This is a genomic window from Paludifilum halophilum, assembly GCF_002245355.1.
GTDB lineage: Bacteria > Bacillota > Bacilli > Thermoactinomycetales > DSM-45169 > Paludifilum > Paludifilum halophilum.
This window is the reverse complement of the sequence record NZ_NOWF01000005.1, coordinates 103,070-119,717: the sequence shown is the minus strand read 5'-3', so window position 1 is coordinate 119,717 and position 16,648 is coordinate 103,070. Positions and strand designations below refer to the sequence as shown.

Genomic DNA, 16,648 nt, shown 5'->3' with positions numbered 1-16,648 from the left:
GGCGCCTGGAATGGCGCCTTTCAAGTCTTAGAAAAGGTTAACCGTATACCATTTCCTCTATGACTTTCTTTAATCAACTTCTCTTTGGAAGAGGGAATTTTCACCATGACTCTTTCTCCATCCTCCAACGTCAGCTGATACACCTTGGCCAGTGTTCTATTTGGCTGTTTCCTTTAATCCCAACTCCTCCATCGCCATCTCTCTCAGCTTGTACTTTTGGACCTTTCCGCTGGCAGTCATGGGGTAGGTATCGACCGTTTTGATATACCGAGGAATTTTATATCGGGCCACCCGCCCTTCACAAAAGGAACGCACCTCGTCGAGAGTCAATGCCTCCCCCTCCCCGGTCTGGATAAAGGCCATCACCTCTTCCCCATATTTCTTGTCGGGAACACCGACAACCTGGACATCCTGAATTTTGGGGTGAGTGTACAGAAACTCTTCGATCTCACGGGGGTAAATGTTTTCGCCTCCGCGGATAATCATATCCTTCAACCGCCCGGTGATGCGAAGATATCCCTTTTCGTCCATGGCAGCCAGATCCCCGGTATGAAGCCAGCCCTCTTCATCGATGGTTTGCCGAGTGGCTTCCGGCTGGCGATAGTAACCCTTCATCACATGATAACCCCGGGTACACAACTCCCCCTGCAACCCTGCGGCCACCTCTTCCCCTGTGGCGGGATCGATCACTTTCACTTCCACATGGGGTAATTTCTTACCGACGGTAGACACACGGCGCTCGATAGGGTCATCCGTCCGAGTCTGACTGATCACCGGGGAGGATTCCGTCTGTCCATAAGCGATGGTAATTTCACTGGCTCCCATCTCCTCGATGACTTTCTTCATCACTTCCATGGGACAGTTGGACCCCGCCATGATCCCCGTTCTCAGCGTACTCAAGTCAAACCGGTGAAACTCCGGATGATTCAGCTCCGCAATAAACATTGTCGGAACGCCGTGGAGAGCCGTACACCGTTCCCGTTCCACCGTCTGCAGCACTTGCAGCGGGTCAAACTGGATCACCGGTACCATGACCGCTCCCACCGTCATGCAAGCCATGGTACCCAGTACACAGCCGAAGCAATGAAAAAAAGGAACAGGGATGCACATCCGATCCTCGGCGGTCAATTCCATACAGGCGGCAATATGGTAAGCGTTGTTGACGATGTTGTTGTGGGTTAGCATCACTCCTTTGGGAAAGCCCGTTGTTCCGGAGGTATACTGCATATTGATCACATCGTCGGGGTGTAGGGAAGATTGGCGTTGTATCAGTTCCTTGTCCGTCATATACCGCCCCATCGCCAATAGATCCTTCCAGAGATACATCCCCGGTTTCCGCTTTTCCCCCAGGAGAATGACGTTTTTCAACCGCGGCAGCCGTTTGGATTGCAGGTTTCCTGGAGTGGAATGCGCCAGTTCCGGACAAATTTCATATAACATGTCCGTATAACTGGCCCCCTTATACTCTTCCATCAAGATCAGCGTCTCAGCATCCGACTGACGTAAGAGATACTCCAACTCCCGGGTGCGATAATTGGTATTCACCGTCACCATGACGGCCCCCATCTTTCCGGTAGCAAACTGAGTGATCAACCATTCCGGGTGGTTCGTCGTCCAGATCGCCAGGTGCTCTCCTTTTTCGATTCCGAGATTCATCAACCCCTTGGCCGCCAGATCGCATTTCTTTTGGAAATCGCGGTACGACCAGCGCAGATCCCTTTCCGGATAAACCACCGCTTCCCGTTCTCCGTAACGGACCGCTTGATTGTCCAACAAATCACCCACCGTCGTATGAAGCAGATGAGGCAAGCGAAGTCCCTCCCATTGTTTAATCATTTGACGGACACCGAATGAGTCAAACACAAAAGAATTGAATCTTCTGTAATTTTAGGATAACAGGAGAGCCTGCCTTCAACCGACGAGGCTCATCCTGTTGTCGTGGTTTGATATCCGATCATCCCACTAACAGCCGATTTCCCGGGCAATCACCATTCGCTGGATTTCCGAAGTGCCTTCTCCGATCTCCGTCAGCTTTACATCCCGGAAAAAGCGCTCGACCCGGTAATCGTGCATATAACCGTAACCGCCGTGAATTTGAACCGCTTGATCGCAGACGCGCATGGCCATTTCGGACGCGAACAGCTTGCATATGGATGCCTCTTTGGTAAACCGGCGCCCGCAATCCTTCAACCAGGCCGCTTTGTAAACCATGTTTCGAGCCAGCTCGATGTTCATCGCCATATCCGCCAGTTTATGCTGAATCACTTGAAATTTGGAAATAGACTGTCCGAATTGGGTCCGCTCCCTAGCGTACTGCAATGCCGCCTCATACGCCCCTTGAGCGATCCCGACCGCCATCGCCCCGATTCCGATTCGCCCACCATCCAACGTCACCAAAAACTGTTTAAATCCGTGCCCCACCTCACCCAGGATATTTTGATGGGGGATCCGGACATCCTCCAGTACCAGCTCCGTTGTATTGGAACTGTGTAAACCCAACTTGATATAATTGTCAATCACTTGGAACCCTTCCGTATCTGTTGGAACGATAAAAGCGGTAATCTCCGGACCTTCCGGCTCTTTGGAGGTAACCGCCGTCAGCGCTAGAAAATCCGAGTAACTGGCGTTTGTGATAAAACATTTGGAACCGTTGATCACCCATTCGTCTCCCTCTTTTACCGCCGTCGTCCGGGTTCCCCCTGCGTCAGAACCGGCTCCCGGTTCCGTGAGACCGAAAGCGCCCATGGTCTCCCCGCGGCAGAGCGGGACTAGATATTCCTTTTTCTGTTCTTCTGTTCCGAATAAATACAGAGGGGCACACCCCAGGGATACGTGAGCCGAATAAGAGATCCCCGTCGACGCACAGACACGAGACAGTTCTTCCACCGCGATGGCAAAACTGATGCTGTCCGCACCCGCCCCTCCGTATTCTTCGGGGAAAGGCAAACCCATCATATTTAAATCGGCCATTTTTTTAAATACGTCCCGGGGAAAGACTTTGGTCCGGTCCCGTTCATCAGCACCCGGCGCCACCTCTCCCTCTGCAAAATCCCTCAATAATTTTCGAATCATTCTCTGTTCTTCTGTCAAATCAAAATCCATATTGTTCCACTCCTATCCTCTCTGGATGACAGCGCTTTCAACTATATTATAGGGAGAGCAGGGGAAATCCTTCAAGAATTTTTAGAATGTATGCATTTTCCCCTTCTTCTTCGCTCACAATGGATTTGCAATGGGTTCGGAAAAGGGATAAAATTGTACCAGAAAGTGAAGCCAAAACAAAAAAGCACCCTTTTACAGAGTGCTTTTTCCCTCGATTCCTTATTCGAGAAAATCTTTCAACCGCTTACTGCGGCTGGGATGGCGCAATTTGCGGAGAGCTTTGGCTTCAATTTGGCGGATCCGTTCCCGGGTGACGCCGAATACTTTGCCCACTTCTTCCAACGTACGGGTGCGGCCGTCATCGAGACCGAAACGGAGCCTCAGAACATTCTCTTCCCGGTCGGAAAGAGTGTCCAGTACGTCCTTCAGCTGCTCCTTCAATAACTCGTATGCGGCCGCATCAGCGGGTGCCTGGGCATCATCATCGGGAATGAAATCGCCCAGGTGCGAATCGTCCTCCTCACCGATCGGCGTTTCCAGAGAAACCGGCTCTTGAGCGATCTTCATAATCTCCCGGACTTTATCCGGACTCAGATCCATCTCTTCGGCGATCTCTTCCGGAATGGGCTCCCGACCCAGCTCCTGAAGCAGTTGGCGGGAGACACGGATCAGCTTATTGATCGTTTCCACCATATGGACCGGAATGCGGATGGTCCGGGCCTGATCGGCAATCGCCCGGGTGATCGCCTGCCGAATCCACCAAGTGGCGTAGGTGCTGAACTTATACCCTTTGCGGTAGTCGAACTTTTCAACCGCTTTGATCAAACCCATATTTCCTTCCTGGATCAGGTCGAGAAAAAGCATTCCCCGGCCAACATAACGCTTGGCGATGCTGACGACGAGACGCAGGTTGGCTTCTGCGAGCCTCCGTTTGGCTTCTTCGTCGCCTTCCTCGATCCGCTTAGCCAGATCGACCTCCTCTTCTGCGGAGAGGAGGGGCACTCGGCCGATCTCCTTGAGATACATTCGGACCGGATCATTGATTTTCACACCCGGAGGAACGCTCAAATCGTCCTGCAGAAGTTCATCCGCATCGGGATGATCTTCTCCTTGGGTGAAACCGAGGTTTTCCTCGTCCTCGTTGAGGACCTCGATTCCCTGATCCGTCAGCGCTTCAAAAAATTCATCCACTTGCTGTGGATCTTGATCAAAAGAAGCCATTTTTTCCATGATCTCTTTATATGTCAGGACCCCGCGCTTTTTGCCGAGTTCCACTAGTTGTTCTTTCACTTGCTCCAAAGTGAGCTCTTGCCCCATGTCTACATTCTGTTCGTTTGCCAACTTCAGAGTTCCCTCCTTCCCTGGCTTCATCGCCTCGTCCCCCTCCCTATCAACCATTTCCCGGAGGTGGAACGATTTAATCCCCGGACCGGACCGCTCGGCAATGTCGCCAGAAACGCTCTGCCTTCTTCACTTGCTTTTTTTCGCTCGTAATCGCTCAATATATTCCAGACCCATTTGAGCGGCTTTTAAGGCGTCTCCGGAAAGCTCCGCCTGTTTGGCTCGCTTCTGGACGTTTTCCGTTTCCATATGAAGAGGATAATTGCGTATCAGCCGGATGTAATCGGTCACCTCTTCTTCGAGGACCTGCTCCGGATGGTCCGTCATCATCAGCGCACTGATTTCCCGAACCAGCCGATCATCCTTGACATAATGGATCAACCGCCCCGGGTCGGGCTCGTGTCCCTCAGCGTAATAAGCGTACAGATAAGCGGCGATCGCAGCATAAATTTCGACATTGAAATCCGCTCCCACCGTATCCTGAACCCGATCCGCCACTTGCCGATCGTTCATCATGACAGTCAACAGACGTCTTTCCGCTTCTTCATGGGCAAGAGGACGACGTCCGTCACCGACCATGTGTTTGCCCTCATGATATCCATTATTCCACTTCCCCCGCCCTTTATCCCTTTTCGCTTCCCTCTTCTTTTTCGACGCGATCCCCCGATGTTCCTGTTTGAGGGCATCCAGTGAAATGTGAAACTCCTCGGCCAGCCGGCGAAGATAGTGATCCCGTTCGATAGCCAGCGGAAGATCGGCGATCACCTCCACCGCCCGGGTTAAATACCGCATCCGCTGTTCCTCATCCTTCAGGTCGAACTCCTTTTTCAGAGACTCCAGCTTAAAAGCGGCAAAGGGGAGCGCCTGGGCGATCACGTCGGAGCGAAAAGAATCCGAACCGCGCTCGCGGATGTAATCATCCGGATCCATACCATCGGGCATCCGGGCCACCTTGACGATGCAGTCCCTTTTCTTCAGCACATCCAACCCTCGCTCGGCGGCGGCATTTCCCGCCGTATCGGAATCGTAACAAATCACGGCGGTTTCTGCGTTGCGCCGGATCACCCGAGCCTGGGAATCCGTCAGGGATGTACCGAGGGACGCAACCCCTCCGCAGATCCCGGCTTGCCACGCCGATATCACGTCCATATAGCCCTCGAATAGAACGGCCTGATTCTCCCTGCGTATCACTTTCCGGGCCCGGTGAAGATTGAACAGGAATTTACCCTTGTGAAATAAGTCGGTCTCCGGGCTGTTTAAATACTTGGGGTGTCCTTCACCGAGCATGCGACCACCAAAACCGATCACCCGGCCTTGGGAGTCGTGAATGGGGAACATGACACGTCGGCGAAACCGATCAAAATAAGAGGGCCGCCCCGTCGAATGCTCGCGTTCGGCGACCAATCCGGCTTCCATCAGCAACCTCTCGTCGTAACCTCTCCGTTTCATAAAACGGAGGAGAAAGTGATAGGAATCCGGTGCATATCCCAGTTGAAATTCCTCGATGGTTCGGTGCTCGATCCCCCTCTTTTGCAGATAATCCCGTGCCGCCTTCCCATACTCGGTACGGGTGAGCAGGTGGTGATACAAACGCGCGGCCAGATCCAAAACCTGTCGCAACCGCTGGCGGCGATCCTCCTCTTCACTCCCTTCCGCTCCTCCGGTTTGGGGGATTTCAATCCCCGCCTGCTCCGCCAGTTGAGTGACAGCTTCCACAAAAGAGAGTTGCTCCGCTTCCATCAAAAATTTAAAGACATTCCCCCCTGCCCCGCAGCCAAAACAATAGTAGATCTGTTTGTCGGGAGAAACGGAGAATGACGGGTTTTTTTCGGAATGAAACGGGCAGAGACCGAAATAATTTCGACCACTCTTCTTCAGTTGAACCGTTCGGCCGACGACGTCGACGATATCGTGATGTTCCCGGACCCGGTCGATGACTTCGTCGGGAATCCTCCCCATGAAATCACCGCCTCCCAGACATTGATTCCATCTCTTCACGGAACCCTGATATCCAACACGAATTCATTCGCCAATATTCGTCAAAATCCTTCAATCAGCCGGCGGATTTTTTTCTATAAATGTTGGAAATGCGTCAGGAACCTGAAGGTCTCAATAAACAACATATCTTCTAATTCTACAATAATCTCTCTACTCCTGCCACCTTCCAATTCGTTCGCTATTTCGCAACAATTGTCGAAAAGCAGGGGGGTCATCGCTCTTCTAAAGTATTATACGCGGGTTGCAAAAAAAAATCCTGCTTTTCCTTGACAAATTGATTATTTTCTATCTCAACTGTGTTTTAGGCATGGAAAAGCGCCCGGGGAAGTATCCCGCAGGCGCTTTTCTCGTGATTTCATTGGTTCCAGGGAAAAGCCGATTTGATGATCCATATCCTTCATTTGTCGATTTGTTTTCCTTTACTTTCTTTTAAAGGGAAAAACTTCAGACGCTTTCACCCACCGGTTCGGGTTCTTTGCGTTCCGCTACAGCGGCTTGAGCTGCAGCCAGCCGGGCCAGAGGAATACGGAAGGGAGAACAGCTGACGTAATCGAGACCGGTCTGATGGCAGAAGCGGATCGATTGCTTCTCACCTCCGTGTTCACCGCAAATCCCTGTTTTTAAGCCGGATTTGCTTTTACGTCCCAACTCCACTCCCATGGAAACCAGCTTACCGACCCCGTCGGTATCGAGAGTGACAAAGGGATTTTCAGGCAAAACCTTGTGATCGATATAATGATGGAGAAACTTTCCTTCCGCATCATCCCGGCTGTAGCCGAAGGTGGTCTGGGTGAGATCGTTGGTGCCGAAGGAGAAGAAATCCGCAACACTGGCGATTTCGTCCGCCGTCAAAGCCGCTCGGGGGACTTCAATCATCGTACCCACCGTGTAGGGAATCGCCCGTCCGGATTCCTCCTGCACTTCTGAGGCCACCTCGTCCACCAGCTTGCGCATCTCCTTCAGCTCATTGACATGGCCGACTAAAGGGATCATGATTTCCGGTTCCACTGTGACCCCTTCGGCCATTGCTTCGGCCGCTGCTTGGAAGAGTGCCTTCAGCTGCATGACGTAAATTTCCGGATGAATCAATCCCAACCGGCATCCCCGATGTCCCAGCATCGGGTTCATTTCGTGAAGGGAACGAACCTTTCGCAGCAACTGTTCCTTTTCCCGCAACTCCTGAGGGTCGGCATCGGGGTTCATCGAGAGGCGGGTCCACTCCGTCAACAGCTCTTCCATGTCGGGTAAAAACTCATGCAACGGCGGGTCCAACAGGCGTACCGTTACCGGCAGGTCATCCATGGTCCGGAAGATACCCCTGAAATCCTCTTTTTGCAAGGGTAACAGTTTCTCCAGGGCTTTCTGCCGTTCTTCCACCGTCTCCGCCAGGATCATAGCCTGGACTAGCGGTACCCGGTCCGCTTCCATAAACATGTGTTCTGTCCGGCAGAGGCCGATACCCTCTGCACCGAACTCCCGGGCTTTGGCGGCGTCGGCGGGATTATCGGCATTCGTGCGCACCGCCAGACGCCGATACTCATCCGCCCATTTCAGCAATAGCTGGAATTCTTCGGACAGTTCGGGATCGATCAAAGGGACACTCCCGCTGATCACATGACCGGTCCCTCCATCGATGGATATCTCGTCTCCTTCGCGAATCACTGTTTCCGCTACGCGAAACTCTTTTTGTTTCAAGTTGATCTCCATTTCACCGCAACCACAGATGCAGGGTTTACCCATCCCGCGGGCCACAACGGCGGCGTGACTGGTCATCCCGCCTCGACTGGTTACCACTCCCCTGGCGGCGACAATCCCGTGAATGTCCTCGGGAGTCGTTTCCGGGCGAATCAGGATCACCTTTTGCCCTTCATGGGACAAGCGCTCAGCGATATCCGCATCGAAAACAACCCGGCCTGAAGCGGCTCCGGGGGAAGCGGGCAGTCCTTTGGCCAGCACATCCAGCTCAGCCTCCGGATCGATCCTGCGATGAAGAATCTGATCCAACTGTTCCGGATCCACCCGCGTCAAAGCGGTTTCCCGGTCGATAATCTCTTCATTTACCAGGTCAACGGCGACTTTCACCGCCGCATGGGCGGTCCGCTTACCGGAACGTGTTTGCAAAATATACAGTTTGCCCCGTTCCACAGTAAACTCGATATCCTGCATATCCCGATAGTGATTCTCAAGACGGCGGCAAATGGACCGGAACTGCTCATAGATTCCGGGCATCCGCGAAGCCAGTGCCGCGATCGGTTCCGGAGTCCGGATTCCCGCTACAACGTCTTCCCCTTGGGCGTTGATCAGATATTCTCCGTACAAGGCCTTCTCCCCCGTCGAGGGATTGCGTGTAAAGGCGACTCCGGTCCCGGAATCATCCCCTGCATTTCCAAAAACCATCATTTGAACATTGACAGCCGTTCCCAAGCCGTCAGAAATTTTATGGACTTTTCGGTAAATACGGGCCCGTTGATTGTGCCAGGAATCAAACACGGCGAGAACCGCCCGGTGGAGTTGATCGACCGGATCTTGGGGGAACGGATTTCCGGTTTCCCGTTCTACCTCCTCTTTAAAGCGCTCGATCACCCACTTCCAATCCTCGGCTGACAACTCGGTGTCGGAAGTGGCTCCCCTTTCCTCTTTTCGGACCTCAATCGTCTCTTCAAAACGGTAGGGGGCCATTCCGAGCACCACATCGCCGAACATCTGGATGAATCGCCGGTAACAGTCATAAGCGAACCGGGGATCATCCGTCAAACCGGCCAGTCCTTCGACCGTCTCATCATTCAGCCCCAGATTGAGTACAGTATCCATCATACCGGGCATGGAGATGACAGAGCCGGAACGAACGGAAACCAAAAGAGGATCGCGGGGATCACCCAATTTTTTGCCTGCCTCCTGTTCCAATCCGGACAGAGCCATGGCGATTTCCCGCTTTCTCTCTTCAGTAAGGATACGACCGGCCTCAAAGTATTCCAGGCAGGCCGCCGTCGTTATCGTAAATCCCGGGGGAACGGGAAGGCCGGCCCGGGTCATTTCCCCCAGGTTCGCTCCCTTACCTCCCAGCAGATCTTTCATCTTCAGGCGCCCTTCATGAAACGGGATGACAAAAGGTCGGTTCACGCCTGACCGCCTCCTTTACGAAACATGTCCAAAATGATGTTGGCCGTCTCTTCCACCGCTTTGTTAGACACGTCGATCATCGGACATCCAACGCGTTTCATCACTTTTTCCGAATACTCCAGCTCCTGAAGGATCCGTTCCATATTCGCATAGTTGGCCCGGGCCGCAAGTCCAAGGGATTTCAAACGTTCCCGGCGGATCCCGTTCAGCTGATCCGGTTCGATGATCAGGCCGATGCATTTTTTCGCCGGCACCATGAACAACTCTTCCGGGGGTTCCACCTCGGGAACCAAGGGAACATTAGCCACTTTGATCCTTTTATGAGCCAGATACATCGATAAAGGGGTCTTTGACGTACGGGAAACCCCGATCAGAACGATATCCGCCCGAAGTAATCCCCGAGGGTCTTTCCCATCATCGTATTTGACAGCAAACTCAATCGCTTCCACTTTGCGGAAGTAGTCCTCGTCCAGCTTGCGGACCAGTCCCGGCTCCCGTTTGGGCTGACGGCGGAACAAACTGGATAACCCTTCCAGCATCGGCCCCATGATATCGACCACGGGAACGGACCAACGCCGGGCCTCCTCATGAAGATACTCCTGCAATTCAGTGATAACCATCGTAAAGGCGATCATCCCTTTGACTTCCGCCGCAGCCTGAACCGTTTCCGAAATGATCTTCTCATCATCAACATAGGGGATGCGGCGAACCTGTACATGACCGCCGTTAAATTGACTGGATGCGGCCCGGACGACGAACTCGGCGGTTTCGCCGACGGAATCCGACAAGATGAAAACAATGGGTTGATGATCTTCAGTTGAAATAGTTGCTCCCTCCCTGGTTATACATTCGACGCTCCTTCGCCCAGTTCGACAAATGCCCGGGTAATGGTGGTTTTTGTGATACGTCCCACAACTTCCATTCCTGTTCCGCTTTCCGCTTCCCGGACCACCGGCAGGGAATCCACTTGGTTACGAATCAGCTTGGTAGCGGCATCAAAAAGAGAATCCTCCGCCCTGCAAGTGACAATATTCGGCATCCGGCTCATGATGACACCGACAGGAATGGTTTGCAGATCCTGGTTCCCCATGGAACTTTTCAAAAGGTCCTTCCGGGAGACCACTCCAACGAGAAGCCCCCCCTCCTGTACGACATACAATGTCCCCACATCTTCCAGGAACATCGTGCAGATGGCATCATAAACCGAAGTTTCTTCCCGGCATACCACGGGAACCGATTTATAATCCTTGACCGGCAGTTTTTGAATATGTTCGCCTAAAAGCTGATTGCCGGTCTTCCCGGAATAAAAGTAACCGACTCTCGGTCGAGCGTCCAAAAAACCCGACATGGTCAGGATTGCGAGATCCGGCCGCAGAGTGGCCCGGGTCAGGTTCAACTTTTCGGCAATCCGTTCTCCAGTGATCGGCCCTTCATCTTTGACGATGTTCAGAATCTTTTCCTGGCGCTGAGATAACTCGATCGCTTGACACCCCCTTGGTCATCACCGACCCAGGCAATTATGTGTTATACTGTAATACAAACAACCTCATATAGTATATACTATATACTCATACCTTTTTCTGCAACCTTTTTTACAATCTTCCCGGTTCCACCTCTCTTTTCATAGCCGTCCCCGGCCGGCGGGCATACTGTAGTTATCAATTGTCAACCAAGGGGTTTCTCTATAGAATGGGTAAGGAACTTCCCAACTGGAGGAATTAAACCATGCTATTTTCCAACCCGCTAGTGGCCGCCTCGACGGCTGAGCTTCATGAATTGCATCAGATCTCAAACCAGGATATCAAAAGGACGGAACTACAACTTCCATCCACCCGATATACCCGGGAGGACCTTAAGGATCTATTCCGAACAACGGATACCGCTCCCGTAGCCTTCCGGGCACCGGAACACCTCGGATTGGGGAAAAGCCGCTTCTCTCCGGAGGAGTGGGAGAGCTGGTTTCATACGGTCGCCCCTCTCTTTTCCGGAGAGCCCGGTTATTTCGTCTGCCACGGGGCAACCGTAGCCCTTGGGGAAGTATTTGAGTTCCTGGATGAACGTCCCCGGGATTTTAACGCTCTTCACGACTACAAAACCCAATACGTGGAAAATATGATTGACCAGCTGCGCCGATTGGAAGAGATAGCGGAACCGCTGGGTATCCAACTCCTGTTGGAAAACACTCCGATCGGCGGAGACGAATATTTCGAACCGGGTAAAGAGCGCATCCATCCGGCCCTGCGCACACCCCGACACCTGCTGCGTGTCGCCGAGGCGACGGGGACCCGGGTCTGCTTCGACACCGCCCACGCCCGGATCACCTCTAACGTGTTCACATATATGCACCGATCCCGCAGTCTGTTCGCCGCGGCCACGGAAAAGGAAATTCTCAACGCGACCCGATCCTGGATCCAATTCTATGAATCGATCAAGGATATCACCGGTCTAGTCCGATTATCCTATGCCGTCAGTTGGGGGGACACACCGCAGACAGCCCATATCCCTTTTCCGGAAGCGGCTTACGCTGAACTACTGGATTTTGCCGAACAGATCGATCCCGAAACTCCTGTCATCCTGGCGGGGGGAAATTCGGAACACCGTTTAAAACAGATGTTGGAAACACTGAGGGAACTAAAAAAGCGATAACCCTGATAAAAAGCGAAGCCGTTCGATTCTCGGTCGGCTTCGCTTCTCCATATAAACCTCCCTTCTTTGAGTCGCCTCTTGAAACGCATCGATCCCTTCACCTGTTTTTGAAATTCTTCTGATACATACTCTCCTCCCCCAACAGGCTTATAAACCAAATCGAGTCCTTTGCAGCCGAACTTTTTTGCGCCTTTTATAACTTCCGATACCATTATATTATCGGTAGTTAGAAATGCCGGGCTCCTTCGCCTCGACCATTTTTCCCAGGAAGATCGAGGGCCGACCCCGATGGATTCACCCTCTTGACTTCAACACTCCGAATCCATGGATAACTGGCCGTTTTCTTCTCCACTTCCTCGACTCTTTCATTGCCGTAACGTCGTTTCGCTTCTTCAGAGTATTTCCTTTGGTGTTCCTCGATCGCTTTCATGCTGAAGGATGTGAACATCTCTTTTTTATCCATGGGAAATCCTCCTTCTACGGATCGGATGGTTTGCTCCACCGTGCGGATGATGCCTTCCAACCGTTCTTTTTTTCGAATGAGCAACTCCCGGTGCATCCGCAAGGCCTGTTTTTGATCAAATGCCGGATCGTCCAGTATTTCCTTGATCCTCTGAAGCGGGAAATCTAGTTCTTTGAAAAAGAGAACTTGTTGCAGTCGTTCCAAGTCCCGGTCGCTGTATATCCGGTATCCGGTCTCTGTGACGGAGCTGGGTTTCAGCAGCCCGATATGATCGTAATGGTGGAGAGTCCGGATACTGATCCCCACCCAATCAGCCACTTCCTTCACTTGATACCCCACGTCTTCACCTCCTGATTGAATCCTAATCTCTGACGTAACGTCAGGGTCAATGGTTCGATTGTGATTTTCCAAAGAAAAAAGAGACGGTTTCCCCGCAGGGGAAACCGTCTCTTTTTTCTTGTTAGGATGGAACATCTCTTCGGTTTATGCAAACACAATCTTCTTAAAGGCGGCGAAGCCGCTGACCAGATCGTCGATCCGGCGCAGAAGAGCAAGGCGGTTATGGCGGACGGTTTCATCGTCGGCCATGACCAGCACACGGTCAAAGAAATCGTGAATCACTGGGGCCAGGGTACTGATCGCCTCGTACATCCGTCGGGCATCATGTCGACTACGCCCCTGTTGAAAAGCCTCGGCAGCGGTGTGGACGGCGTTGAACAGCTCCTGCTCCGCCTGTTCCTGAAAATGGTCCGGGTTCACTTGAACCCCCTGCTTCCCTTTTTCCGCCAGGTTGGCGGCACGACTGAACCCTTCCACCACATGCTTGAACCCTTCCTGTTCGACTTGCGCAGACAACACTTTGGCTTTTTCCAGCACCAGTCGAGGGAAAGACGTATCTGAAGCCAACACCGCATCGATCAAATCGTAGCGGATCCCCTCTTCCTGTAAAACGGGTTTCAGGCGCATATTGAAGAAGGAAACCAATTCTTTTTTCACTTCTTCCCTCGGCCGTTTCAGCCAGCCGTCAGAATCCAGGCGCTCCAGTGCGATGGAGATGATATCATCCAGAGAGATCGATGTCCATCCTTTTTCCACCAGGATTTGCACGGCACCAGCGGCACGGCGGCGCAGTCCATAAGGGTCTTGGGAGCCGGTCGGCTGAATCCCGATGGAAAAGGCAGAAACGACGGCGTCCACCTTATCCGCCAAACTGATAAGAGCCCCCAGGGTGCTCGGAGGGAGGGTATCCCCCGAAAAACGAGGGTAGTGATGTTCCAAGATCGTTCGGGCTACAACCGGATCCTCCCCGGCCTTGCGGGCATATTCCTCTCCCATCACCCCAGACAACTCCGGAAACTCGTCCACCATATTCGTGGACAGGTCAAATTTGGCGATTTCCGCTGCCCGAAGAACCTGTTGCACCTCTCCGGCCTCCAGTCCCAATCGATAAGCCATCTGAAGGACGAGAGAACGTATCCGGCGCATCTGATCGCCGATCGTGCCGAGATCTTCGAAGTAGACCACATGGTCCAGCTTCTCCACCGCTTTCCGGATCGGCAGTTTCAAGTCCTCGTCGTAAAAAAAGCGGGCATCCGCCAACCGGGCGTCCAGCACCTTTTCATTTCCCTTGGCCACTTGATCCAAAGCGGTATCGTCCCCGTTGCGGACAGTCACAAAATAAGGCAGCAACTCTCCATCCGGTCCTTCCACCGGGAAATATCGCTGATGTTCTCGCATGGTTGTGATCAGAACCGCCGCCGGCAATTCTAGGAAAGATTCATCAAAGCTTCCATATAGAGCGGTGGGATATTCCACCAGGTGAGTCACTTCATCCAATAACCCTTCATCGATCGGGATGCGCCAGCCTTGTTCCCGTTCCATCTGGCTCAACTGCTTGCGAATCGCACTCCGCCGCTCCTCGATATCGGCAACCACCCACTGATCCCGCAGAGCATCCACGTAGCGATCAGGGGCAGTCACTACGGTCTCCTCGCCGAGGAAACGGTGACCCCGAGTCCGGTTACTGGCAGTGATACCGGCCCATTCCACCGGAACCGTCTCCTCACCGAATAAGCAAACCATCCAGCGAACCGGCCGGATAAAACGGGTCCGACGGCTTGACCAACGCATGGTTTTCGGAAAGTGAAGGGACTCAAACAGGGCGGGCAAACCCTCCCGGAGCAGGTCGACGGTCGGACGTCCCGCATGATGCTTCCGGGCGAAGATATACGTTTCTCCCTTCAACTCCTTCGACTGAAGATCATCGACACGGATCCCTTGCTTGCGGGCGAAACCTTCAGCGGCCTTGGTCCAGCCGCCGTCTTCGGAGACCGCAATCCGACGGGGAGGTCCCTTCACCTCCTCCTCCATATCCGTCTGTTTCTCCGCCACCCCTTGCACCACGATGGCCAAGCGGCGGGGAGTGGCATAAGTCCGGGCGAATCGGAAGGCGATCCGGTTCTGTTTCAGCCAAGCCGACAGCTTTTCCGACAACTGAGCCGCCGCCCCTTCCACAAACCGGGCGGGAATCTCTTCACAGCCGATTTCCAACAGCAGATCACGATCCGTCATGAGTTGTCCCCTCCCTGTTTCAACATCGGAAAACCGAGGCGCTCTCTTTCCTGCACAAAGGTCTTGGCACAGCGGCGGGCCAGATGACGAACCCGGCCCAGATAGCCGGTCCGTTCCGTTACACTGATCGCCCCCCGAGCTTCCAACAGATTGAACGTATGGGAACACTTCAAAGTATAATCATAGGCAGGGAAAACCAGATCTTCGTTCAGAGCCCGCTGAGCTTCCTCCTCATAGTGATCGAACCACTGAAAGAGCTTTTCCGGATCCGATACCTCAAAGGAATACTTGGAGTGTTCATATTCCGGCTGTTTAAAGATATCTCCATAGCGGACCCCTTCCACCCAGATCAGGTCGAAAATGTTCTCCTGGTCCTGGATATAGGAGGCGATGCGTTCCAACCCGTAGGTCAACTCGACGGAAACCGGATCGACTTCCAATCCGCCGACTTGTTGAAAATAAGTAAACTGGGTCACTTCCATTCCGTCCAGCCACACTTCCCAACCGAGGCCGGCGGCGCCCATCGCTGGATTTTCCCAGTTATCCTCGACAAATCGGATATCATGTTCCAGGGGATTGATTCCCAAAGCTTTCAGGCTGCCCAAATAGACCTCCTGGATATCGTCGGGAGAGGGCTTCATAATCACTTGAAACTGATGGTGTTGATAAACCCGGTTGGGATTTTCCCCGTATCGGCCGTCCGCCGGGCGCCGGGAAGGCTCCACATAGGCAACATTCCAAGGCTCCGGACCCAGAGAACGCAAAAAGGTCATCGGATTCATCGTTCCGGCCCCTTTTTCCACATCGTAAGGCTGGGCCAGAACACATCCCCGTGAGCTCCAGTAAGATTGCAACTGCAAGATCATCTGTTGCATGTTCAAGGCATTTGACACCTCCATAAATTAAAAAGAGGGCTAGCCAAGCCTGCAGGCATTGACTTCATCCAAGTCCAAAAGTGCAATAAAACCTCCCGCCCATACAGAAGATCCTCACTTCCATAGGGACGGGAGGCTTTCCCGCGGTTCCACCCTATTTGATCGGTCCAAAAACCGATCCCCTTGATTCACTCGCGCTCCAGACCGCCCTTCACCGGGTTTGTGTCCGGGCTCCCACCATCCCCGGCTCGCTTGGCGACAAATGATCCGGCTACTCCCTTCTATCATCGCGCATCTCGTATTTGTATTCCTGATCGTTTTCTGACGACAACGTATTTATACCAAAGAAATCAGCGGCATGTCAATGCATACGCCCTTTCAACCGCCAAAATAGCGCCGATGGCTCACCGGATTAGACGGAGAGACCCATTTAATGCTCCTTTTCTCCTACTTCGGTTTTTATAATGGATTGACGGATTGATTGATAACCGTTTCTTATGAATACAAGGGAAGGATCACAATACCTTTGTGG

11 protein-coding genes are annotated in these 16,648 nt (G+C 52.8%); 1 reads left to right on the top strand and 10 read right to left on the bottom strand.

All coding sequences use genetic code 11. The features are described 5' to 3' along the window. Window positions 1–156: 156 nt before the first annotated feature. The 7 genes from CHM34_RS09420 to ccpN all read right to left on the bottom strand — a co-directional run bounded on the left by CHM34_RS09420 (window position 157) and on the right by ccpN (window position 11,041). Window positions 157–1,800 (bottom strand): AMP-binding protein, encoded by a 1,644-nt coding sequence (locus CHM34_RS09420; RefSeq protein WP_094264525.1) that lies wholly within the window; start codon window positions 1,798–1,800, stop codon window positions 157–159. Between the two features lie 162 nt (window positions 1,801–1,962). Continuing rightward, window positions 1,963–3,102, bottom strand: a complete 1,140-nt coding sequence (locus CHM34_RS09415; protein WP_094264358.1) for an acyl-CoA dehydrogenase — start codon at window positions 3,100–3,102, stop codon at window positions 1,963–1,965. 219 nt (window positions 3,103–3,321) lie between these two features. Beyond that, window positions 3,322–4,419, bottom strand: a complete 1,098-nt coding sequence (gene rpoD / locus CHM34_RS09410; RefSeq protein WP_439116322.1) for an RNA polymerase sigma factor RpoD — start codon at window positions 4,417–4,419, stop codon at window positions 3,322–3,324. 153 nt (window positions 4,420–4,572) lie between these two features. Continuing rightward, complete coding sequence (dnaG, locus tag CHM34_RS09405; RefSeq protein ID WP_094264357.1) at window positions 4,573–6,402, bottom strand: DNA primase; 1,830 nt, start codon at window positions 6,400–6,402, stop codon at window positions 4,573–4,575. 483 nt (window positions 6,403–6,885) lie between these two features. After that, window positions 6,886–9,561: a pyruvate, phosphate dikinase gene (ppdK, locus tag CHM34_RS09395; RefSeq protein WP_094264355.1), complete on the bottom strand. Its 2,676-nt coding sequence runs from the start codon at window positions 9,559–9,561 to the stop codon at window positions 6,886–6,888. After that, entirely contained in the window at window positions 9,558–10,385 is an 828-nt protein-coding gene (locus tag CHM34_RS09390) for a pyruvate, water dikinase regulatory protein (protein ID WP_094264354.1), read from the bottom strand. Before CHM34_RS09390 ends, ppdK begins: the two co-directional genes overlap by 4 nt. Before the next feature lie 17 nt (window positions 10,386–10,402). Next, complete coding sequence (ccpN, locus tag CHM34_RS09385; protein ID WP_094264353.1) at window positions 10,403–11,041, bottom strand: transcriptional regulator CcpN; 639 nt, start codon at window positions 11,039–11,041, stop codon at window positions 10,403–10,405. A gap of 245 nt (window positions 11,042–11,286) precedes the next feature. Here ccpN and CHM34_RS09380 point away from each other — a divergent pair, with 245 nt between their 5' ends. After that, window positions 11,287–12,207 carry an apurinic/apyrimidinic endonuclease family protein gene (locus CHM34_RS09380; RefSeq protein ID WP_094264352.1) on the top strand — a complete coding sequence of 307 codons (921 nt, stop codon included), beginning with the start codon at window positions 11,287–11,289 and terminating at the stop codon, window positions 12,205–12,207. A 226-nt stretch (window positions 12,208–12,433) separates the two neighbouring features. Here CHM34_RS09380 and CHM34_RS09375 read toward each other — a convergent pair whose 3' ends face one another. From CHM34_RS09375 to glyQ, 3 genes are all read right to left on the bottom strand, one after another. After that, on the bottom strand, window positions 12,434–13,009 hold the full coding sequence (locus CHM34_RS09375; protein WP_094264351.1) for a MerR family transcriptional regulator: 576 nt from the start codon (window positions 13,007–13,009) through the stop codon (window positions 12,434–12,436). A 144-nt stretch (window positions 13,010–13,153) separates the two neighbouring features. After that, window positions 13,154–15,241, bottom strand: coding sequence for a glycine--tRNA ligase subunit beta (gene glyS / locus CHM34_RS09370; protein WP_094264350.1), 2,088 nt, complete (start codon window positions 15,239–15,241; stop codon window positions 13,154–13,156). After that, window positions 15,238–16,122: a glycine--tRNA ligase subunit alpha gene (glyQ, locus tag CHM34_RS09365; protein ID WP_094264349.1), complete on the bottom strand. Its 885-nt coding sequence runs from the start codon at window positions 16,120–16,122 to the stop codon at window positions 15,238–15,240. Before glyQ ends, glyS begins: the two co-directional genes overlap by 4 nt. Between the last annotated feature and the right edge of the window lie 526 nt (window positions 16,123–16,648).